The sequence below is a fragment of the Deinococcus taeanensis genome (assembly GCF_020229735.1).
In the GTDB taxonomy this organism is placed as follows: domain Bacteria; phylum Deinococcota; class Deinococci; order Deinococcales; family Deinococcaceae; genus Deinococcus; species Deinococcus taeanensis.
In genome coordinates this window covers 1,383,589-1,404,398 of the sequence record NZ_CP083455.1, presented here as the reverse complement: position 1 = coordinate 1,404,398, position 20,810 = coordinate 1,383,589, and the positions used below count along the sequence as shown (strand labels likewise).

At 70.4% G+C, this 20,810-nt stretch carries 22 protein-coding genes; 10 read left to right on the top strand and 12 right to left on the bottom strand.

The features are described 5' to 3' along the window. Positions 1–35: 35 nt before the first annotated feature. From LAJ19_RS06875 to LAJ19_RS06865, 3 genes are all read right to left on the bottom strand, one after another. Positions 36–458: an inorganic diphosphatase gene (locus tag LAJ19_RS06875; protein ID WP_225477847.1), complete on the bottom strand. Its 423-nt coding sequence runs from the start codon at positions 456–458 to the stop codon at positions 36–38. Beyond that, the gene (locus LAJ19_RS06870) at positions 455–826 is read right to left on the bottom strand and encodes a hypothetical protein (protein WP_225477845.1); all 372 of its coding nucleotides are present in this window, start codon (positions 824–826) and stop codon (positions 455–457) included. Before LAJ19_RS06870 ends, LAJ19_RS06875 begins: the two co-directional genes overlap by 4 nt. 64 nt (positions 827–890) lie before the next feature. Next, positions 891–1,778 (bottom strand): alpha/beta hydrolase, encoded by an 888-nt coding sequence (locus LAJ19_RS06865; RefSeq protein WP_225477844.1) that lies wholly within the window; start codon positions 1,776–1,778, stop codon positions 891–893. 142 nt (positions 1,779–1,920) lie between these two features. On the opposite strand from LAJ19_RS06865, the gene LAJ19_RS06860 reads away from it, so the two are divergent. The 3 genes from LAJ19_RS06860 to LAJ19_RS06850 all read left to right on the top strand — a co-directional run bounded on the left by LAJ19_RS06860 (position 1,921) and on the right by LAJ19_RS06850 (position 6,694). Continuing rightward, positions 1,921–3,384 carry a lycopene cyclase family protein gene (locus LAJ19_RS06860; RefSeq protein WP_225477842.1) on the top strand — a complete coding sequence of 488 codons (1,464 nt, stop codon included), beginning with the start codon at positions 1,921–1,923 and terminating at the stop codon, positions 3,382–3,384. 102 nt (positions 3,385–3,486) lie between these two features. After that, a complete protein-coding gene (gene sdaAB, locus LAJ19_RS06855) occupies positions 3,487–4,152 on the top strand; it encodes an L-serine ammonia-lyase, iron-sulfur-dependent subunit beta (protein WP_225477840.1) in 666 nt (221 codons plus the stop codon). A gap of 103 nt (positions 4,153–4,255) precedes the next feature. Then, positions 4,256–6,694, top strand: a complete 2,439-nt coding sequence (locus LAJ19_RS06850; RefSeq protein ID WP_225477838.1) for an EAL domain-containing protein — start codon at positions 4,256–4,258, stop codon at positions 6,692–6,694. Here LAJ19_RS06850 and LAJ19_RS06845 read toward each other — a convergent pair. Continuing rightward, positions 6,663–7,373, bottom strand: a complete 711-nt coding sequence (locus LAJ19_RS06845; protein WP_255639845.1) for an IclR family transcriptional regulator — start codon at positions 7,371–7,373, stop codon at positions 6,663–6,665. The genes LAJ19_RS06850 and LAJ19_RS06845 overlap by 32 nt on opposite strands. Before the next feature lie 23 nt (positions 7,374–7,396). After that, entirely contained in the window at positions 7,397–7,714 is a 318-nt protein-coding gene (locus tag LAJ19_RS06840) for a DUF1349 domain-containing protein (protein ID WP_225477836.1), read from the bottom strand. Positions 7,715–7,939: 225 nt separating this feature from the next. Between LAJ19_RS06840 and hutU the strand changes: the two genes are divergently transcribed. The 5 genes from hutU (at position 7,940) to sdaAA (ending at position 14,776) form a co-directional block, all read left to right on the top strand. Beyond that, entirely contained in the window at positions 7,940–9,640 is a 1,701-nt protein-coding gene (gene hutU / locus LAJ19_RS06835) for a urocanate hydratase (RefSeq protein ID WP_225477834.1), read from the top strand. Further along, on the top strand, positions 9,637–10,575 hold the full coding sequence (locus LAJ19_RS06830) for an arginase family protein (protein ID WP_225477832.1): 939 nt from the start codon (positions 9,637–9,639) through the stop codon (positions 10,573–10,575). The genes hutU and LAJ19_RS06830 overlap by 4 nt, the downstream gene beginning before the upstream one ends. Next, on the top strand, positions 10,572–11,777 hold the full coding sequence (gene hutI, locus LAJ19_RS06825; RefSeq protein WP_225477829.1) for an imidazolonepropionase: 1,206 nt from the start codon (positions 10,572–10,574) through the stop codon (positions 11,775–11,777). Before LAJ19_RS06830 ends, hutI begins: the two co-directional genes overlap by 4 nt. A gap of 44 nt (positions 11,778–11,821) precedes the next feature. After that, on the top strand, positions 11,822–13,324 hold the full coding sequence (hutH, locus tag LAJ19_RS06820; RefSeq protein WP_225477827.1) for a histidine ammonia-lyase: 1,503 nt from the start codon (positions 11,822–11,824) through the stop codon (positions 13,322–13,324). A gap of 558 nt (positions 13,325–13,882) precedes the next feature. Then, positions 13,883–14,776, top strand: coding sequence for an L-serine ammonia-lyase, iron-sulfur-dependent, subunit alpha (gene sdaAA, locus LAJ19_RS06815; RefSeq protein WP_225477826.1), 894 nt, complete (start codon positions 13,883–13,885; stop codon positions 14,774–14,776). A 55-nt stretch (positions 14,777–14,831) separates the two neighbouring features. Here sdaAA and LAJ19_RS06810 read toward each other — a convergent pair whose 3' ends face one another. The 5 genes from LAJ19_RS06810 to LAJ19_RS06790 form a co-directional block, all read right to left on the bottom strand. Continuing rightward, positions 14,832–15,296 carry a hypothetical protein gene (locus tag LAJ19_RS06810; RefSeq protein ID WP_225477824.1) on the bottom strand — a complete coding sequence of 155 codons (465 nt, stop codon included), beginning with the start codon at positions 15,294–15,296 and terminating at the stop codon, positions 14,832–14,834. Beyond that, the gene (locus tag LAJ19_RS06805) at positions 15,293–15,841 is read right to left on the bottom strand and encodes a hypothetical protein (protein ID WP_225477822.1); all 549 of its coding nucleotides are present in this window, start codon (positions 15,839–15,841) and stop codon (positions 15,293–15,295) included. Before LAJ19_RS06805 ends, LAJ19_RS06810 begins: the two co-directional genes overlap by 4 nt. After that, positions 15,838–16,143, bottom strand: a complete 306-nt coding sequence (locus tag LAJ19_RS06800) for a PadR family transcriptional regulator (RefSeq protein WP_225477821.1) — start codon at positions 16,141–16,143, stop codon at positions 15,838–15,840. The genes LAJ19_RS06805 and LAJ19_RS06800 overlap by 4 nt, the downstream gene beginning before the upstream one ends. A gap of 73 nt (positions 16,144–16,216) precedes the next feature. Then, a complete protein-coding gene (locus tag LAJ19_RS06795; protein WP_225477820.1) occupies positions 16,217–16,900 on the bottom strand; it encodes an HAD family hydrolase in 684 nt (227 codons plus the stop codon). Further along, on the bottom strand, positions 16,900–17,238 hold the full coding sequence (locus tag LAJ19_RS06790; protein ID WP_225477818.1) for a histidine triad nucleotide-binding protein: 339 nt from the start codon (positions 17,236–17,238) through the stop codon (positions 16,900–16,902). The genes LAJ19_RS06795 and LAJ19_RS06790 overlap by 1 nt, the downstream gene beginning before the upstream one ends. Positions 17,239–17,436: 198 nt before the next feature. On the opposite strand from LAJ19_RS06790, the gene LAJ19_RS06785 reads away from it, so the two are divergent. Both LAJ19_RS06785 and LAJ19_RS06780 read left to right on the top strand, forming a co-directional pair. Beyond that, positions 17,437–18,363, top strand: a complete 927-nt coding sequence (locus tag LAJ19_RS06785) for a ferritin-like domain-containing protein (protein WP_225477816.1) — start codon at positions 17,437–17,439, stop codon at positions 18,361–18,363. A gap of 82 nt (positions 18,364–18,445) precedes the next feature. After that, the gene (locus LAJ19_RS06780; RefSeq protein WP_225477814.1) at positions 18,446–19,579 is read left to right on the top strand and encodes a DNA glycosylase AlkZ-like family protein; all 1,134 of its coding nucleotides are present in this window, start codon (positions 18,446–18,448) and stop codon (positions 19,577–19,579) included. Here LAJ19_RS06780 and LAJ19_RS06775 read toward each other — a convergent pair. Then, on the bottom strand, positions 19,534–20,550 hold the full coding sequence (locus LAJ19_RS06775; protein ID WP_225477812.1) for a phosphotransferase family protein: 1,017 nt from the start codon (positions 20,548–20,550) through the stop codon (positions 19,534–19,536). The genes LAJ19_RS06780 and LAJ19_RS06775 overlap by 46 nt on opposite strands. Beyond that, on the bottom strand, positions 20,550–20,792 hold the full coding sequence (locus LAJ19_RS06770; protein WP_225477810.1) for a hypothetical protein: 243 nt from the start codon (positions 20,790–20,792) through the stop codon (positions 20,550–20,552). Before LAJ19_RS06770 ends, LAJ19_RS06775 begins: the two co-directional genes overlap by 1 nt. Between the last annotated feature and the right edge of the window lie 18 nt (positions 20,793–20,810).

Genomic DNA, 20,810 nt, shown 5'->3' with positions numbered 1-20,810 from the left:
CTGCGCCCCCGTCCGGGACCCGCGGCCAGTGGCGTTCAGCCCCCGGGGTGACGGCCGGTTTTCTCCAGCTGCGTCAGCCACGCCCAGGCGGCCGCGGCCGGCTGCACCACCGCGCCCCGGTCCGGCGGAAACCAGGACAGCAGCCCCGTCAGCGCCTCCGGGTTCAGGGGCGCGTCGCTGAAAATCACCTTGTGATCCCCGTCCAGCAGGTGCAGCAGTCCGGCGGGCGCGGCCGTGACCTCCTCGCCGACCGGGCGGGGGGGACCCAGCCACACGGCGTCCACCTCGGCGTTATCGGCGGGGTTCAGCGTGCCCGGCAGGCACCCGTAGTTTACCGGCGCGGGCCGCGCTTCCGTGCGCAGCGGCTCCAGGACCCCGCCGCGCCAGATGAAACGCTCGTGCGTGCCGGCCGTCCATTCGACCACGCCGAGCCAGGCGGGGGTGCCGCTTCCGCTCAAGGCTGAACCTCGTACAGTTCCAGTTGCCGCAGCACGGTTCCGCCGAACGACAGCACGGCCCGGTACGCGCCCTTGCCGGGGGCGCTCAGCTCGAAGGTGGCCGTCCGCTGCCCGGCGTCCAGGTACACGCTGTCCTGCCCGATCGGTGCACTGCCGTTGAACCACGCCACGCTCAGGTACCCCGGCTCGAACCGGCCCTGCACCTGCGCACTCAGGCGCAGGCGCTCCCCGTCACGCGTCAGGACCGCCTGCTCAATGCGCGCGGGCAGGTCCGGTTCGATCTGCCCGGGGATCAGCGGCACGAAGTTGTAACGGCAGCTGCTCAGGACCGGGCACAGCAGCAGCAGCGCAAGAACGGGGCGTAGCATGCTGCCTATGCTACGCCCCGCCCGTGAGCCCACCCGGCGCCTGCCAGGGGGAGCCCACCGGGCGTCACCGCAGGCGGCGCGTTTCGATGAAATCAATCACGGCCTGCCGGGTCCCGCCGAGGAAAGTCAGCGGGCGCGCCATGGCGGCAATCACGGTGATGTGATTCACGCGCGGCAGCACGGTGTACGTCACAGGTACCCCGGCCCGCTGCAACGCGGCGCGCATGTTCACGCCGTTCTGCTCATACACCGTCTCGTCGTTCGCCGCAACGAGCAGCAGGTGGGGCGGCGCGTCGGGACGCACGTGCCGGTCGGGCATCACCTCATCCGGCGTGGCGCCTTCCGGGAAGGCCCGCGCGCTGGAGAACTGCCGGAAATCGTATGAGTACGGTCCGGCCACGCCGATCACGCCCCGCACGGCCCTCACCGGCACGCCCACCTCCGCCAGCCACCGCACGTTATCCACGGCTTCCACGGCGTTGAATGCCCCGGCCGAGTGGCCCATCACGAACAGATTGTCCGGATGGCCGCCCAGAACGCCGGCCTTCTCCCGCAGGACCTTCAGAGCCAGCGCGGCGTCCTGCACGTACGCCGGGTAACGGTTCATGGGCGCCAGGCGGTAGTTCATCACGGCCGTGACGTAGCCGGCGCGTGCCAGGGATTCCCCCACGAACCGGTGCGTCTCCTTGCTGCCGCCCTCCCAGGACCCGCCGTGAATGAACAGCACGACCGGCGCGTTCCGGGCGTTCTGCGGAGCGTACACGTCCATCCGGTGACGGGCGTCCGGGCCGAACCGGAGGTCCGGCGTGACCGTCAGGCCGCGGGTGGAAACGGCGAGGTTCAGGGTGTCCTGCGCTCCGCGCTGGGAGCAGGCGGCGAGGCCCGCCGCGAGGGCCAGCATCGCCCCGCCCAGCAGGGCGCGCCGGCCGGTGGAACGTCCATTGACAGTCATGCCGCACAGGCTAGGTGCCCGTCCTGCAGCTGACAAACCCCTGCGCCACAGTTCCGCGTTGACCGGATCTTCACGCCCGCCGCCCCCGCGGGTGGGTGCCGTCCTACACTCCGGCCTGGAGTGGCAGCGGTAGCCTGAACGGGTGATCCTGCCGGCCGACACCCACGCCCTCATCATCGGGGGCGGGCCCGCCGCACTTGCCATGACCGGCGCGTTGCGCGGCGAGGGGCTCAGTGTGCGTGTGATCACCCCGCACGCCCCCACCGCGTTTCCCGCCACGTACGGCGCCTGGCTCGACGACCTGCCCGGCTGGGCCCGCTCGTGCGCGGCGCACGTGTGGACGGACGTGCGCGTGTACACCGGGCCGGAACCCACGCCCCTGCTGCGCCCGTACGCCCTGCTGGACAACGCCCGGCTGCTGCGCGCGCTCCTGGCCCGGGCCTCCGGGTCGGTGTGGACGTGCGATCACGTGCTTGGCGCTCAGCCTGCCGGGGCCCTGTGGGCCGTCACCACCCGCAGCGGCGTCACGTACCGCGCCGCGTTCCTCGTGGATGCCAGCGGCCACCACCCGGTCCTGCAGCCGCCCGTGCACCCGGGCGGCGCGGCCCTTCAGACCGCGTACGGCCTGACCGCGCGGTTCGAGCGGCCACCCAGCCCGCCCGGCGCGATGGTGTGGATGGATCACCGCGCGCCGCACGGACCCCACCCGCACCCCACGTTCCTGTACGCCATGCACCTGGGCGGCGACCGGTACTTCGTGGAGGAAACCAGCCTGATCGCCCGCCCCGCCCCCACCCGCAGTGACCTGCGCGGACGACTTCACGCGCGGCTGCGCGCCCAGGGCACCCCCCCGGGCGAGATCCTGGCCGAGGAGTGGGTGTCGTTTCCCATGAACGCCGCGGCGCCCGCCGCGCACGGGCCGCTGGCCTTCGGCGCGGCCGGAGGTATGGTGCACCCCATCAGCGGGTTTCAGGTCACGGCGGCGCTGCGCGCAGCGCCCCTCGTGGCCCGCGCCGCCGCCGCCGCCCTGGCCGGCGGGGACGACCCCCACCGCGCGGCGTGGGCGGCCCTGTGGCCCGCGCCCCGGCGGGCAGAGCGCGACGTGCACCTGCTGGGCGTGCAGGCCCTCCTGACCCTCCCGCCCGAGGCCCTGAGTCCGTTCTTTCAGGCGTTCTTCGCGCTGCCGGCAGAACAGTGGCGGGCGTTCCTGGACCCCGGCACGCCGGCCGGAACGCTGGCGCGCATCATGCTGAGGCTGTTCGTGGCCCTGCCCGCCCGGGCCCGCCTGCCCCTGACCCGCGCGGCCCTGGCCCGGCCGCGCAGCAGCGTCACGGCGCTGCGGGCGGCCATGAAGGTCACTTCCCGCGTTTCCCATCCTCTGCACGGAGCGGTCCCGCAGGCTGAGCGTATGACCCACCCGGACCTTCCCCTCGATGACGACACCCGCGACCATGAGGACACCAGTCAGACCGAACCGGTGACCGAAGGCATGCAGGGCTCGACCGGCAGTACCGACGCCAACGGCCTTGACCCGAATGCCGACCTGGGTGAGAAGGTCGAGGAACTTCGCGAGAACCTGCGCGCAATGACCCGCACGGACCGCTGACCCCGGCGCTCGGTGGGCACTCCGGCCGGCGGCGTCTGCCTGAAGCGGCCACTGCGCCCCGCAGTACCCCGGCTATCCGGGGCGCTTCCGTATACTCGGGCTATGTCCCTCCTCGACATGATCGGTCCCGTGATGATCGGCCCCAGCAGCAGCCACACGGCGGGCGCGTGCCGGCTGGGACTGGTCGCGCACCACCTGCTGGGCGAGGCCCCGGCGCAGGCCCGCATCGGCCTGCACGCCTCCTTCGCCAAGACCGGACGGGGACACGGCACGCACCTCGCGCTAATTGCCGGCCTGCTGGGGTTCGCGCCGGATGACGCCCGGCTGCCCCAGGCCTTCGAAGTGGCGGCGCAGGCGGGCCTGACCTTTGAGTTTCACGACGCGGACCTGGGCGACGTTCACCCGAACACCGCCCTGCTGGACGTCCGGGGCGCGGCGCAGCGCGTCACCGTGCAGGGCAGCAGCACGGGCGGCGGCGTGATTCAGGTGACGCACGTGCAGGGCCTCGGCGTGAACTTCAGCGGCGCGAGCCCCACGGTGCTGCTGCGCTACACCGACGCGGTCGGCATGATCGCCCGCATTGCCACCACCATCGCCGCAGACGGCGTGAACATCGCCACGCTGACCTGCACGCGCGAAACCCGCGGCGGGCAGGCGCTGCTGGCCGTGGAACTCGACCAGGCCCTGAGCCCTGAGGCGCTGGCCTTCCTGAACCGCTGGCCGGACGTGAACTGGGTGCGGATGCTGCCCAAGCTCATGGACGGCTGACCCGCACGCCCCGGACCTAAAGGTCCAGGGCCTGTGAGACTTCTGTGGTGCGCCGGCCCCTACTCTGACCGGGCTGGCCCGGACGCGGCCCGCAGGAGGCACCTTGACCCGATCCGTACTTCCCGACCCCGCCCCGGCCCCCCAGGACGCCACGCTCCTGGCTCGCCTGCAGGCGCTGGAGGCCGGAATGTACCGCACCCCGGAGGTGTCCCGCGGCGAGATCCGCACGCTGCTCGCTGAGGCCCAGCGCACAAAAGACCTGCACGCCGAGGCGCACGCCCACCTGCTGCTGGCCGGCTGCGCGCTGTACACCGGGCAGCTGCCCGAGGTGCTCAGCACCCTGAGCACCTGCCTGACGCTGGCCGTGCAGGTTCAGGACCGGCCCCTGGAAGCGCGGGTCCTGAACGGCCTGGGCCTGGGGTACGACCGCACCGGCCAGTACAGCCGCGCGCTTGAAGCGTACCTGCAGAGCCTGCGCATCACGCAGGAGATCGGGGACCGGACCGGCAGTTTCCGGGCCCTGAATAACCTCGCGAGCCTGTACAGCGACACCGGGAACCTCACCCAGGCCCTGGCGTTTCACGAGCAGGCCCTGCAGATCGCTGAGGCGCTGCGGGAACCCGTGATGCTCGCGTCCTCCATGACGCACCTGCTGCTGATTCACGACCGCCTGGGGCACCCGGACGACGTGCTCGCACTGGCCGAAGAGCACCTGAACCTGATCCAGGAGGTGGGACCGCCGCGCTGGACCTCCACCGCGCAGGAATGCGTGGCGTCCGCCCTGCTTGCCCGTGGCCGCGCGCCCGAAGCCCTGAGCGTCGCCCTGGTCAACCTGGACGCCGCGCGCGCCCGGCAGGATCACGAGGGCACCTGCCGCCTCGCCACGGCCGGCGCGCGCGCCCTGCTGGCCCTGAACCGCCCCGACGAAGCCGAGCCGCTGCTGCACGAGAGCCTCACCCTGAGCCGCGAGGTGGGCAGCCGCCCCGTGGAGATCCGCGCCCTGGAAAGTCTCGCGGCGCTGCACGAACTGCGCGGCGAGCATCAGCAGGCGCTGACCGTCGCGCGCCAGCACTTCGTGCTGGAACGGCAGCTGCACGCCCATGAGGTCGACGCCCGCTCGCACCTCCTGACCGCCGAGATCCGCCTGGAACTCCTGAACCGCGAAGCGGAAATCGAGCGGCTGCGGAACGTGGAACTCGCCCGCGCCAACCAGCAGCTGCAGGAGACGCAGCAGGTGCTGCTGCACCGCGCCACGCACGACCCCCTCACCGGCGTGTCCAACCGCGCGCACTTTCATCAGGTCACGCACGACACGCTCTCCAGCCTGAGTGACGGGGAGCTGGCCGCACTGATCTTCATTGACCTGGACGGGTTCAAACGCGTCAACGACACCCTGGGGCACCCGGCCGGAGACAACCTGCTGCAGCAGGTGGCGCGCCGCCTGCAGGGCGCGGTACGCAGCTCCGACCTCGTGGGCCGCATGGGCGGCGACGAGTTCACCGTGCTGCTGCGCCGCGTGACCGTCCGGCAGGACGTCACGCTCGTGGCCCAGAAACTTGCCGACGCGCTGGCTGAACCGTTCACCCTGGGCGGGCAGAACGTGAACCTGACGGCGTCGGTCGGGTGCGCCGTGGCGCCCGACGACGGCCGGGACGCCGAAGCCCTCCAGCAGCACGCGGATATGGCGATGTACCGCGTCAAGCGCAGCGGCGGCAACCGCGTCCTGCACTTCGAGAGCGGCATGGGCGAACCCGGCGAGCAGGAGCTGCTGGAACGTGACCTGCGCCTCGCCCTGGACCGCGGGGAACTGCTGCTGCACTACCAGGGCCGCTACGCGCTGCGCGGCCCGGCCCTGGTGGGGTTTGAGGCCCTGATCCGCTGGCAGCACCCGCAGCGCGGCCTGATTCCGCCCGGCGTGTTCATCCCGGTCGCGGAGGACACGCGCGTCATCCTGCAGATCGGAGAGTGGGTGCTGCGCGAGGCGTGCACGCAGGCCGTGACGTGGGACTTCGCGCGGCGGGGCCTGAGCATGTCCGTGAACGTCTCCCCGCTGCAGTTTGAACTGCCGCACTTCGTGGACACAGTCTGTGCCGCGCTCAGCGCCTCCGGACTCCCGGCGCAACACCTGATCCTGGAAATCACCGAGAGTCTCGTCATGCGTGACCTCGAACGCGCGCAGTCGCACATCCACGCGCTGAAGGCCCTGGGCGTACAGATCGCCATGGACGACTTCGGCACCGGGTACAGCAGCCTCAGCGTGCTGGAGTCGCTCCCGTTCGATCAGCTGAAAATCGACCGGTCCTTCACCCGCCACCTGTCTGGCGAGCGTCGAGGGCGCGTCGCGGCCCTCATGACCGCCATGATTCACCTCGCGCAGACCCTGGACATGACCGTGACCGTGGAGGGCGTCGAGGAACACACCCAGAAAGACCTGCTGACCGAACTCGGCTGCGACCACGTCCAGGGGTTCCTGCTGGCCCGTCCCGTGCCGTCCGCTCAGGCCGGCGCGCTTATCGCGAACGCCAGCCCAGACCCCAGCTGACGCGGTCCGCGGCGTCCTGCACCACCCGCAGCAGCGTGTCCGGCGTCCGCAGGCGGGTGGTGGGCAGACTCACGCCCAGCGCGGCCAGCACCCGGCCGTCCGCGTCACGGATGGGAACGGCCAGACTGCCGGTGCCGGCCGCCCACTCGTCGCGCGTCACGGCGTACCCCTGGGCACGGATCTCCTGCGCCTCACGCGCCCAGTCGCCGGCGCGGGTCACGGTCCGGTCCGTGAACGCGGGCACGCCGCCGGGCAGGGCCCGCCCGGCCAGGGCCAGCAGCAGCTTCCCGCTCGCCGACGCATGCGCCGGCAGTTCGAAGTCCAGCTCGCCGGCCACGGGCGGTCCGTCGCGGCCCTGCACGCTGCGCGCAATGCACAGCACCCGGGCCTCGCCATCCATGACGCACAGGAACGCCAGGTGATGCAGGGCGCGGGCCACGTCCTCCATCGCGTCGTGCGCCGGGGCGTACCACGGCAGGCTGCCGTACAGGGCGCTGGACAGTTTCAGCAGCCGCCACCCCAGCCGGTACCGGCCGCGCCCGGCGCGCAGCAGCAGCCCCGTGGCCGTCAGGGCGGTGAGCTGCTCATGCAGTGTGGAGGTGGGCAGGTCAAGGTGCCGGGCCAGATCAGACAGGCGCCACTCGGTGTGATCCGCGTCGAAGGCCGTAAGGACAGCCACCGCGCCCTGCAGCGCCGAGCCGCTCAGTGCAGCGCCTCCCCGCTGGGGTGGCCCGGCGTGAAGTCCCGGACGGTCACCGGGAGCCCAGTGCGGTCCGGACTGACCGGGCATGGTCCCACCGGCACGTCCGGCGGGCAGTCTGTGGCCCGCAGCACCGGCCACGCCTGACCTTCAGGGCGCACCGGCGTGTCCGTAACCGCCGCGCCCGCCGTCACCCACGCCTGCGGCGAGGCGCGCCGCACCTGGTGTGTGCGCTGCCACAGGTCACTCTCAGACTCCCTCTGAGGGTTCGCTCCGCCCCAGCGGGATTCATCCGGCCACGTCATGTCCGCCCAGGTCATGCCCACAGTCTAGGGGTGCCCTGGCGTCCGGACCTGCCGGGCGACGCAGGCTGCCCGGCGCGGGGAGGAGAGAGCGGGTGCGCTGAGGTAACCCGGCGGCATGCCGTTCATGTAATGAGGATTTTTCCGGCCATTCCGGAAAAAGCCATTGAGGGGGCCGGCTCCTGCGGGGAAGATGCAGGCACCAGCACGCCCTTCGCCTCCCCTCTCTCCACAGGAGTTCACATGACGCACATTGCCCCCACCGAACCTGCCCCCATTATCCGCGCTCCCCGCGGCCCTGAGAAAACAGCCAAGGGCTGGATTCAGGAAGCCGCCAAGCGCATGCTCATGAACAACCTTGACCCGGAGGTGGCGGAGCACCCCGATACGCTCGTCGTGTACGGCGGGCGCGGCAAAGCGGCCCGCAACTGGGCAGCCTTCCACAAGATCGTCGAAACCCTCGACCGGCTGGAAAACGACGAAACCCTCCTCATCCAGTCCGGCAAGCCCGTCGCGGTCCTGAAAACGCACGAGTGGGCGCCCCGCGTGCTGCTCGCCAACAGCAACCTCGTGCCGCACTGGGCGAACTGGGAGACCTTCGACAAACTCGACCAGGCGGGCCTGATGATGTACGGCCAGATGACGGCCGGCAGCTGGATCTACATCGGCACGCAGGGCATCCTCCAGGGCACCTACGAAACGTTCGCCGGCGCCGCCCGCAAGCACTTCGGCGGCAGCCTGAAAGGCACCATCACCGTCACCGCCGGTCTGGGCGGCATGGGCGGCGCGCAGCCGCTGGCCGTGAAACTCGCCGGGGGCGTCAGCATCAACATCGAAGTTGACCCCACCCGCATCCAGAAGCGCCTCGACACCCGCTACCTCGACGAGGTTGCCGGCACCCTGGAGGACGCCATCCGCCGCGCCGAAGAGTACAAGGCGCAGGGCGTGGCCCGGTCCATCGGCGTGCAGGGCAACGCCGCGGAACTCGTTCCGCAGCTGGTCGCGATGAACTGGACCCCGGACCTCATCACCGACCAGACCAGCGCGCACGATCCCATGTGGGGCTACCTCCCGCCCGTCAGTGCCGACGAGGACCCCGCCCGACTCCGCAGTGAGCACGCCGACGAGTACCGCCGGCGCGCGTACGAGGCCATGGCGGCACACGTGCGCGCCATCCTCGAACTTCAGAAACGTGGCGCAGTCGCGTTCGATTACGGCAACAACCTCCGTCACCGCGCCTTCGAGGCCGGCGTCACCGACGCGTTCGACTACCCGGGGTTCGTCCCGGCTTTCATTCGTGACAGTTTCTGCGAGGGCCGCGGCCCGTTCCGCTGGGTGGCCCTCAGCGGCGACCCGGAGGACATCCGCGCCACCGACCGCGCGCTGCTTGAACTCTTCCCGAACGATGAGCGCCTGCAGAGCTGGCTGACGTACGCCGCCGACCAGATCGCCTTCCAGGGCCTGCCCGCCCGGATCTGCTGGCTTGGGTACAAGGAGCGCGATCAGGCCGCCAGACTCTTCAATGAGATGGTCGCCGACGGCCGCCTGAAAGCCCCCATCGTCATCGGCCGTGACCACCTCGACGCCGGCAGTGTCGCCAGCCCGTACCGCGAAACGGAAGCCATGCTGGACGGCAGTGACGCCGTGAGCGACTGGCCCCTTCTGAACTTCGGCGTGGGGATCGCGTCAGGCGCCGCGTGGATGAGCTTCCATCACGGCGGCGGCGTCGGCCTGGGCTTCAGCCAGCACAGCGGCCTCGTGGCGCTCGCCGACGGCACCCCCGAAGCGGCGCGGCGCCTCGCGCGGTGCCTCACCAACGACCCCGGCATGGGCGTCATCCGCCACGCGGACGCCGGGTACGACCTGGCGCTCGACGTGGCCCGCGACCGCGGTCTGGACCTGCCCAGCCTCGGCGTCACCGATCACACCCAGGGCGGGCAGTGACCCAGCCCGCCCACTTGCCCTACGGCGGGATTCCCACCTTCGCCCGCGCGCCCCTGGTGACGCCGGGCGGAGACTGGCAGGCGGACGTCGCCGCGCTCGGCATTCCCTTCGACATCGCCCTGGGGTTCCGGCCCGGCGCCCGCTTCGCGCCGCGCGCCCTGCGCGAAGCGAGCCTGCGCAGCGTGCCGCCCTTCACCGGCCTGGACGGCGTGACGCGTCTGTCCGGCGTGACCTTCGCGGACGCCGGGGACGTGATCCTGCCCAGCCTGGAACCTGAGCTGGCAAGGCAGCGCATCAGCGCGGCGGCGGAATCCGTTCGTGACCGGTGCAGCCTCCCCGTCTTCCTGGGCGGTGATCACAGCGTGACCTTCCCGATCCTGCGGGCCTTTGCGGGCGTGCCCGACCTGCACGTGGTGCAGCTCGACGCGCACCTGGACTTCACGGATACCCGGAACGACACCCGCTTCAGTAACAGCAGTCCGTTCCGCCGCGCCTGCGAGGCCCTGCCGAACCTCGTGCACATCACGACTGTGGGCCTGCGAGGGCTGCGCTTCGACCCGGAAGCGGTCTCGGCGGCCCGCTCGCGTGGGCACACCCTGATGCCCATGGTGGACGTGTCCAGCGACCTGCCGGGCGTCCTGGCCCGCCTGCCCCGCGGGAAGAACGTGTATCTCAGCGTGGACGTGGACGGCTTCGACCCCAGCGTCATCCCCGGCACGAGCAGCCCCGAACCCGACGGCCTGACCTACGCGCAGGGCATGCGCATCCTGGCCGAGACAGCGCGGCACAACACCATCGTCGGCCTGGACGTCGTGGAACTCGCCCCGAACCTCGACCCCACCGGCCGCAGCGAACTGCTCATGGCGCGGCTGATCATGGAGACGCTGTGCGCTGTAGACGAATTCGGCTCCGCGCAGCCGGGGTGGACACGATGACGGGCACGGCAACGCTGTTCACCAACATCAGCCAGCTCGTCACGCCGGGTGTGGGCGTGCAGCGTGGTGCGGCCATGCGTGACCTGACCGTCATCCCCGACGCGGCGCTCCTCGTTCAGGACGGCGTCATTCAGTGGGTGGGCGCGCGCGCCGACGCCCCGGCCACGCCGGACGAGCGGGACCTGGGAGGCGTAGCAGTCGTCCCGGGCCTGATCGACCCGCACACGCATGCCGTGTGGGCCGGGGATCGCCTCGCGGACTTCGAAGCGCGCGTGCAGGGCGTCCCTTACGAGGAGATCCTGGCGCGCGGTGGCGGTATCCGCAGCAGCATGCGCGCCACCGGCGCCGCCAGCGTCGAGGAACTCGTGACGCTCGCCCGGCCCCGCCTCACGGCCCTGCAGGCGTCCGGCGCCACCACCACCGAAGTAAAAAGCGGGTACGGCCTGGACTTCGGCGCTGAGAAACGCATGCTTCAGGCAATCCGGGTCCTTCAGGCGGAATTTGCGCTCGTGCCGACCCTCCTCATTCACGTTCCTCCCACCGATGACCGCGCCGGGTACGTGCAGGCTGTCTGCCGGGACCTGATTCCCGAGGTGGCCCGGGAAGGTCTCGCCACCGCCGTGGACGTATTCTGTGAGCGTGAAGCGTTTACCGTTGACGAAACCCGCGCGGTCCTGGAGGCCGCCCGCGCTCACGGTCTGCGCACTAAACTGCACGCCGATCAGTTCCACGCCATCGGCGGCACGGAACTCGCCTGCGACCTCGGCGCCCTGAGTGTGGATCACCTGGAAGCCAGCGGCGACGCGCAGATCGCCGCGCTTGCCGCGTCGGACACCGTGGCGACCATCCTGCCGGGCGTGACCCTGCACCTGGGCCTGAATGCCGCGCCGGGCCGTTCCCTGATTGACGCGGGGGCCGCGGTGGCGGTCGGCACTGACCTGAACCCCGGTTCGTCCCCCGTGTTCAGCACCCAGCTGGCCTTGGCCCTCGCCGTGCGTCTGTGTCACCTCACGCCTGCCGAGGCGCTCACCGCCGCCACGGTGAATGCCGCCGCAGCAGTGGGCCTGCGCGACCGCGGCGCCCTCGCGCCGGGCCAGCGCGCCGACTTTCTCACCCTGCACAGCGCCGACTGGCGCGACCTGGCCTACACCCTGGGTGCGCACCCGGCGCGCGCCGTCTACACCGGCGGCCATGCACGCTGAGCCTCGCCCCTGTTCCATGCCCCACCTCTCCAGAGGAGTCCCCTGTGATACTTGACCAACACCTGTCCCTCGAAGCCTTCCTGACCGTCGTGCGCGGAGGCGAGCCGGTTCAGCTCGCCGACGAGGCGCGCGGGCGCGTTCTGCGTGCGCGGGCTGTGATCGAACGCATCGTGGACGGCCAGGAGGCCGTGTACGGCGTGAACACCGGGTTCGGGAAGTTCGCGAACGTTCAGGTGCCCCGCGAGGGGCTGGAAGAGCTGCAGCTGAACCTGATTCTGTCCCACGCGATTGGGGTGGGGGAGGCCCTGCCGCGCGAGGTGGTGCGCGGCATGCTGCTGCTGCGCGCGCAGTCCCTGGCTCTGGGCCACTCGGGCGTGCGGCCCGAGGTGATCGAGCTGCTGCTGGCCCTCCTGAATGCGGGGGTGCACCCGGTGATTCCCGCGCAGGGCAGTGTGGGAGCGTCCGGTGACCTGGCGCCCCTGGCGCACCTCGCGCTGGCCCTGATCGGCCTGGGAGAGGTCGAGTACGGCGGGGACGTGCGGCCCAGCGCGGACGTGTTCGCTGAGCTGAACCTTACCCCGCTGGTCCTTCAGGCCAAGGAAGGCCTGGCGCTGATCAACGGAACGCAGCTGATGGGCAGCCTGCTCGCGCTGGCCGTGGCCGACGCGCGGACGCTGCTGGGCACCGCGAACCTCGCGGCGGCCATGACGGTGGAAGCGCTGTACGGCTCGCACCGGCCGTTCCAGGCGGACGTGATGCGCCTGCGCCCTCACCCGGGCGCGGTGCAGGTGGCGCAGGACCTGCGGTTCTACCTGCGGGACTCCGAGATTGCACCGTCTCACCTGGTCGGCGACGGTAAGGTGCAGGACGCCTACTCGCTGCGCGCCGCGCCGCAGGTGCACGGCGCGAGCCTGGACGCCCTCGCGCACGCCGAGCGGGTCCTGGCGGTGGAGTTCGCCTCTGTGACCGACAACCCACTGATCTTCCCGGACACCGGGGACGTGGTGTCCGGCGGGAACTTTCACGGTCAGCCACTGGCAGTGACCATCGACGCCCTGAAGGTTGCCGTGGCGGAACTGGGCAGCATCAGCGAACGGCGCTGCGAGCAGCTGCTCAACCCGTCCCTGTCCGGCCTGCCGGGGTTCCTGGCGCCGCAGGGCGGCCTGAACAGTGGGTTCATGATCGCGCAGTACACCGCTGCGGCCCTCGTCAGCGAGAACAAGGTGCTGGCGCACCCGGCCAGTGTGGACACCATCCCCACCAGCGCCAATCAGGAAGATCACGTGAGCATGGGCGCCCACGGGGCCCGGCAGCTGCGCCAGATCCTGGAGAACGTGCAGAACGTCGTGGCGATTGAACTCATGTGTGCCGCTCAGGCCCTGGACTTCCAGCAGCTGCGCGCCGGGCGGGGCGCGCAGGCCGCGTGGGAGTACATTCGCGCGCACATTCCCAACATGACCCGCGACCGCTACTACCGCCCGGACCTGCTGAAGATCGTGGCCATGGTCCGCAGCGGCGACCTGCTGCGGGTGGCTCGCGAGGCGTAACTGCAGGACGCGGCCCAGGGTCCCCAGGGCGCTGGACTGGTCAGTCCAGCGCCCTCCTCATTGATCTGGCGTGGCGTTCCTCGCTCTGGCCTGGCGCCGGTGAGATGCAGCAGAAAGGGCCAGGGGAGGGGACCCTTCAGTCCACACCGGCCCTGTCCTGGGGTGGCGTGCGTGACGGTTTCCGTAGTGCAGGGTGGGGGACGAGGGGCGCGGGTTCTCCCGGGGTGGAGTGAATCCGGCCATCCTGTGGACCGGCTGTGAACTTCTCCTCCGGTCTTGCCGTGGGCGTCAATCATGCCTGAGGAGCGGCACCGTGGATGGTTGGCCTGCTGGTTCATGTTGTATTGAGAGGAAATGCGTGGCCGGCATTGAAGGTGGGGTGTCCGGTTTCCGGTGGTGGCGCGGAGAGGCGCGGGGCCAGCTGGGGCGTGCCTCTCACGCCGGATGCGTCCATGCGCTCTGGACGCCTTCATGTGGCGCTGATTCAGCTAGACAGGCTGCGCCGTACCATGAGTTCATCTCTGCACTTGACCCTCACCAACTGCACCGAAGGACGCCATGACCACTCTTGATGACATCCTCAACGCCCCCGCTCCCGCCTCTGCCTGGATTCTCGCCCAGGACTGCGCAGAAACCGGCCTGAACCCCGACGACATCCGCACCGAGATGCTCCGCCGCATCCGTGAAATGCGCGCCAGCATCGAGCGTGGCCTCAGCAGTGACGCCCGGAGCATCACCGGCATGGTGGGCTGGAACGCCAAGGGACTCTGGGACGCCCCGGACGTCCTCGGCGCGCCGCTGCTCAAACGCGTGCAGGCGTACGCCATGGCCGTCAATGAGGAAAACGCCCGCATGGGCCGCATTGTCGCGGCCCCGACGGCCGGGTCCGCCGGGACCATCCCCGGCGCCCTGATCGGCGTGGCTGACCACCTCAGCCTTGAGGACGAACGCCTTGTGGATCCCATGATTCTCGCCGCAGGGATCGGCAAGGCCATCAGCAAGCGGATGTTCATCAGCGGCGCGGCTGGCGGCTGTCAGGCGGAGATCGGGTCCAGCGCTGCCATGGCGGCCGCCGCCATTGTGGAACTGCTGGGTGGAACGCCGCGCGCCGCTGTGCACGCCGCGTCTCTGGCCCTGATGAACACCATCGGCCTGGTGTGCGACCCGGTGGGCGGGTACGTGGAGGTGCCCTGCGTGAGCCGCAACGCCTTTTACGCCGTGCACGCGGTCAGCGCCGCGCAGCTGGCCCTGGCGCAGCTGGAGTCGTTCATTCCTCCCGACGAGGTTCTGGGCGCCATGGCGTCGGTGGGGCGCATGATGCCCGCCGCGCTGCGTGAAACCGCCGACGGTGGCCTCGCGCAGACGCCCACCGGCCTGGCCGTCACCGCCCGCATGGAAGGCCGGAAGGAGACCGGGGGACCGGGGGGAATGATCGAACTGCCCCTCGCGTAACCTCAGCGGCGGCGGGCCGATCCCTCAGTGTGGGATCGGCCCGCCGCCGCTGTCCTCAGGCGGGCAGTGCAGGTGGTCTCAGGCTTCTGACCACGCTGGCTGCGCCTGCTGCGATCACTGCCAGAGTTGTCACTGCTTCATTTTCGAACCCGGGACTGGCCGGCGCGTGGTGTCCAAAAATGGCCTGCAAGGCCACGACGGTCAGCCATGCGCCTGGCAGGAAGGCAAGAGCCCCCGCCCCTGCTTCCAGGGCACCCACGCGCCGTGCTCCCAGCAGTGTGCCCACGACGCCCGTGACTGTCATGACGCCCAGCCAGAGTTGCGCCGGTCTCTCCTGCTGCCAGGAGAACGCGTTGAGCAGTACCAGCGCACTTCCGAGCAGGGCGAACGCGACTGCTGCCCGCAGACTCTGGCGCCCGTTGAATCGGCCTGCTGCCCAGTGGGTTTCCATGATCCACTGCTGGTCGGTCACGTTCGCCGCCTCATTGCGCATGCCCCGCTGCCACTCTTCGGGCGTCATGCCGGCCTCCGGGAGTGCCTGAAGGGCAGGCCAAGCAGGATGCCGAGTGTGGCGACGCCCAGCGCTGCAGTCAGGGGAAAGGCGGGGAAGCCTGCGAAATTCGGCAGGACGAGCTGGGCCAGGGTACTGATGGTGAGGGTACCCAGAGCGGCGCTCAGGAGTGTGAGCCACCGCGGAACGTGCAGGCGGGTGGCGACGGCAGCCAGCATGAACAGGGCCAGCAGAAGGGCGGTGGTGGGCAGCTGAGGGTCAGCGCTGTTGATGATGGTGGTCACAGGCTGTGGGTTGCCCAGGGCGTTCCAGGTCAGGAAGGTGAACGTACTCACGTCGTTACGTTCCGCTTCACGGGACAGGACGTCCCACAGGGTGCCTAGCGTGACGGCGGCACTCGCACCGAGACTGCCGCCTGCAACCAGGAGGGTGCTCAGAGCGGTGCGGGCGCGGCGCTGCCGGTGCAGGTGGGCTCTGGTGTCCTGTGCCCAGGTGAGGTCGTTCACGCTGTCGGCCTCGTTGTGAATGCCGGCGGTCCATTCGTCTGGGGTCATGTAAGCGCTCCTGGCGTGCGGATGGAGGGGGTGAGGGTGCCCTGGCGTTCGCGGGCGAGCTGCAGGCCGGCGTGGGTGAGGCGGTAGGTGTGCCGGGGGGGGCGCCCGGGGTGCGGGGACTCCTCCCACTGGGCGTCGAGGTATCCCTGTTCATGGAGACGCTGAAGGATGGGGTAGAGGGTGCCGCTTTTCAGGCCGGTGCTTTTGCTGAGGTCGTAGCCGTAGCTGTGCTGGGGGTAGGTGCTCTGGAGGGCACCAAGGACGGTCCTGGTGTGGGGGCTGGTGTTGGGGGCGCGCGGCATGCACCAATAGCAACATATGTAGACTTTCAAGTCAAGTACACAGAAGGCAGCACGACTGCCAATTCACCTTCACTCAGACTGGTGGGTTCAGGCCGAGTGCACCCTGCAACTCGCGGTGCGACCACAGCACCCTCGCTGCGCCCACCAACCGGAGTTGTGCCTCTCCGTCCGGATGCACGTGGCCAGCGGCCAGCAGTCCGTACACGGCCGCGCCTGCCCGGATGCCGGCCGTGGCGCCCGGAGCGGAGTCCTCCACGACCACGCACCGCCGGATGTCCACACCCAGCCGCTGCGCGGCGAACACGTACAGGTCCGGCAGAGGCTTGCCCCGTCCGCCCACCCACGACGGATCGTAGGCGTGTTCCCCGACCAGCGTGCTCAGGCCGGCCGTGCGCAGCTTGAGGTGCAGGCGCCCGCGTTCACTGTTACTCGCCACTGCGAATGGAATGCCGGCCCGTTTCAGGCCCTCCAGCGTCTCACGCGCGTTGTCAATGGCCGAGAGAGTATCAAACGCGGCATTGAAGCGCTCTTCCAGGATGGGCAGGAACGCGTCGCTGGCCGTCCAGCCGTGCAGATCCTGAAGGCGCAGCAGCACGTTCGCAAAGGTCTGTCCCACCGCCAGATGCGAGAACTCGTTTACAGCGAGAGGAAGGCCGTGCTCCGCCAGGGTTCGCATCCACACCGCTTCGGCCAGGGCCTCGCTGTCCACCAGCACCCCGTCGAGGTCAAACAGCACCGCGTCGAACTCGCGGGTCATCACGTGTGACTGTCCGGACCGTTCGCCCAGCCGGCCAGCACATGAATATGCGTGTGAAAGACAACCTGGCCGCCGCCAGGGCCGCAGTTCACCACCAGACGGTAATCCTCGGCATGCTGCCGGGCGATCTTCATGGCGGTGAGCCACAGCTCCCCCAGAACAACCGGGTCCGTGAGGTCGTCCATGCGGTGCGTGACCACCTTGGGGATCACGAGCAGATGAATGGGCGCGCGCGGCGCGATGTCGCGGATGGCGATGAACCGTTCATCCTCGTACACGATCTCGCTCGGGAGTTCCCGGGCAATGATGCGTTCGAACAGGGTGGGCTGGACGCTCATGCGTTCACTGTAGCGGCGCACCGGTCTTCATGTGCCCTTCATGCTCGCAGACCCGGTGATCCAACCGGGTGCACACCTGCATAAGGCTGAGTGTCAACAGAAGTGCCCGCCGCACACACGGCCGTGGCAGACGCCCCCACCCCCATCAGGACCCGCCCACGGCGCGGTCCACGGGCTGACCATTCCCAGGAGAACGCCATGACCCACGACACCACCGAACAGCAGATTCTCGCCGACGCCACCAACGACAGCGCCATGAACCGCCGCGGCGCCCTCGGATTCCTCGGCAAGCTCGGCCTGGGCGCCGCCGCAATGGGCCTCGCCGGCACCGCCGCCGCCATTCCCGCCAAGAACATCGACGGGGACGTCCTGAACTTCGCCCTGAACCTGGAGTACCTCGAAGCCGCCTTCTACCTGGCTGCCGTGGGCCGCATCAAGGAACTGCGCCGCATCGGTGGGGGCGCGGATATCATCCTGCCCGCCAGCCTCGACCAGGACCGCGGCATGCAGTTCAAGGACGCGAATGTGCAGGCGCTCGCCCGCGATATCGCCGAAGATGAACTCTCGCACGTGAAGTTCCTGTACGGCGCGCTCGGCAAGGGCGCCGCGCCCCGCCCCGTCATCGACCTGAACGGTGCGTTCCGCGCCGCCGGGCAGGCCGCGTCCGGCGGGAAGATCGACGGTTTCAACCCCTTCGCGAACGACCTGTTCTTCCTGCACGGCGCGTTCATCTTTGAAGACGTGGGCGTCACGGCCTACAACGGCGCCGCCACGCTGATCACCAACCCCGCGTACCTGCAGGCCGCAGCCGGCATTCTGGCCGTCGAGGCGTACCACGGCGGCGCCATCCGCTCCATGCTGTTCCAGCAGCGTCAGGTGAGTGCCGCTGCCGGCCTGTACGTGGGCCAGGTCGTGCAGGCCATCAGCGCCTTGCGCGGCAAGGTGGGCGGCATGAAGGACCAGGGCCTCACGGACGCCAACGGCATGGCCGTCTTCGCGCCGGCCGACCGCAACGGCGTGGCCTACCCACGCACCACACGCGAGGTGCTGAACATCGTGTACCTCGCGCCGAACGCCAGCAAGGGCGGGTTCTACCCGAACGGTCTGAACGGCACCATCAAGTAAACCGGCCGGGGCCACATGACAGGAGAGGCGCGCTGCTGGCGCGCCTCTCCTGTCATGTGTGGCGCCTGCTACGCTGCGCGCCGTGACGCCCGATCCCACCCTGGCCGCCCTGCGCGCCGCCGCGTACCGGACCCTGATCCCCGAACGGTCCGTGCAGGCCGCCCTGAACCGCATGGGCTTCGTGCAGGCCGACCCCATTCGCGCGCCGGCCCGCGCGCAGGACCTCGCCCTGCTGGCCCGCGTCCGCGGGTACCGCGCCGGAGACCTGGAACGCCTGTACCCCACGCTGGACGCCGAGGAGGACGTGATTCCCAACTACGGCTTCGTGACGCGCGGCGTTCAGAGGTTGCTGCACCCGCGCGTCACGGCCACCCGCGCGGAGCGTGACCACCCGCAGCTGCTGGCCCGTGTGCGCGACCTGCTGCGCGAGCGGGGCGAACTGCACCCGCGGGACGTCACGGCCGCGCTGGGACAGACGCGCGTCGTGAACGCCTGGGGCGGCCAGAGCAACGCCACCACCCGCGTCCTGGACGCCCTGCATTACCGCGGTGAGGCGCGTGTCGTCCGGCGGGAAGCCGGGGTGCGCGTGTACGGCCCCGCGCCGCACCTCGACCAGTACCGGCAGGCACCTCTGCCGGACCCGGAAAGGGTGCGTGGCGTGGTGCACCTGCTGGCCGCCCTGTACGGCCCGCTGCCCGAAGCCAGCCTGGGGTATCTGGTCGGCCTGTCCAGGTACGGCCTGCCGCACCTGCGGCCCAGATTGCGGGCCGCATTCCGCGCTGCGGTTCGGGAGGACCTCCGGGGCGCGCAGGTGGAGGGGGTGCGGTACGTATGGCCTGCCGACTGGGCCCTGGACAGCCTGCCGGTGCCCCGTGGGGTGCGGATCGTGAATCCCTTTGACCCGTTGGTCTGGGACCGCCGGAGATTCGAGCACCTGCATGGCTGGGCGTACCGTTTCGAGGCGTACACGCCGCCCGCGCGCCGCACCATGGGGTACTACGCGCTGCCGCTCTTCCGGGCGGAGCGTGCGGTGGGCTGGGTGACCATGAGCGTGCACCACGGAACGCTGCAGGCGCACGTCGGGCTGCGGCCCGGAGGCCGCATCACCGCGCGGTTTACAGGCGCACTGGAGCGGGAACTGGAGCGGTACCGGGTGTTCCTGAGCGCCGATCAGGTGCAGTGGGCCTGGGCAGCGTCCGCCTCCAGCCAGACCTGAGCGGCGGCGTCCAGCGCCCCCAGCACGCCCGGCGTGCCGCGCCGCAGCGCCTGCCGCGCCGTGGACAGCACGTTCAGGGCCAGGCCCGCCCGTTCCTGAGCCGCCAGCTCACCCGGGCTGAAACACAGACCAGCGTCCCTCAGGGCGGCGTGGTACGTGGCGCGCAGATCCCCGCCCAGACGGCGCCGCTCCTCCACCCCCAGCCGCAGCGCCAGCAGGTGGGCGAGGTCCTCGCCCGGCACGCTCGCATGCACCTGACCGTAATCAATCAGCACGGCGCCGTTCCCGTCACGGCGCCACAGCACCTGCCCGGCGTGAATGTCTCCGTGCACCAGCGTCCACACCGGGGCGTCACGCAGCAGGCCGGGCAGCGCCTCTGCGGCCAGTTGCACCGCAGCCTGAACCTGATCCGGGAACCGGACCAGGGCCGGGTCGGCGCCCAGGACCGCGGCGCGGCGCGTGGCCCGGTCCGGCCGCCACTCCCACTCGGGTCCCAGGTGCCGCTGCCCCGGCCCGGCCCAGAACGCGTGCAGCTGCGCCAGCAGACGCACCACATCCCGCAGGCCTTCTTCCCGTTCCTCATCTGACCGGAAAAAGCCCCAGCCGGTCGTTTCGTCCGTCAGGTCCCGGGTCAGCAGGTGTGCCAGCGGCCGGGCCGGGTCCGCCGCGGCGTGCAGCAGCGGCGCGTACGGCACCGGCGACAGGGGGGCGAGCGTGCGCAGGTACGCGGCCTCCCGGTCCAGCCGCTCGGCGGCCCGCGCGTCGCGCCACCCGGCCGGCAGGTACTTCAGGAACAGCGGCCCCCTTCGGCTTGCGTAGCGCGCAAACGCGGCCCCCTCACCCACCCAGGCCTCCCGCAGCTGCGACCCCGGAAACGCCCGGCGCAGCCGCCGCGGCCACACGCGGGCGTCCACGGCCACCTCACCCGTCCCGGCGCGCGCCACGTCACGCAGCCACGCCCCCAGCGGCATCAGCTCAGCAGCGTGATCAGGCCCGCCAGACTCCCCCCGGCAGCCACAGCTCCCACCACGAACACGCCCATGCACCCCAGTGGGGAGCGGCGCCTCACCTGACGGTAGTGCCCGCCATGCCCGTACTGCGTGCGGTGATGCCCATGGCTGAACGACGAATGGCTCCGGTGCCCGAACACCCCTCCACGGTGACCGTGGCCGCTGCGACTGAACGAGAACGATCCGACAGAGAATCCACTCATGCCTCACAGTACGCGACC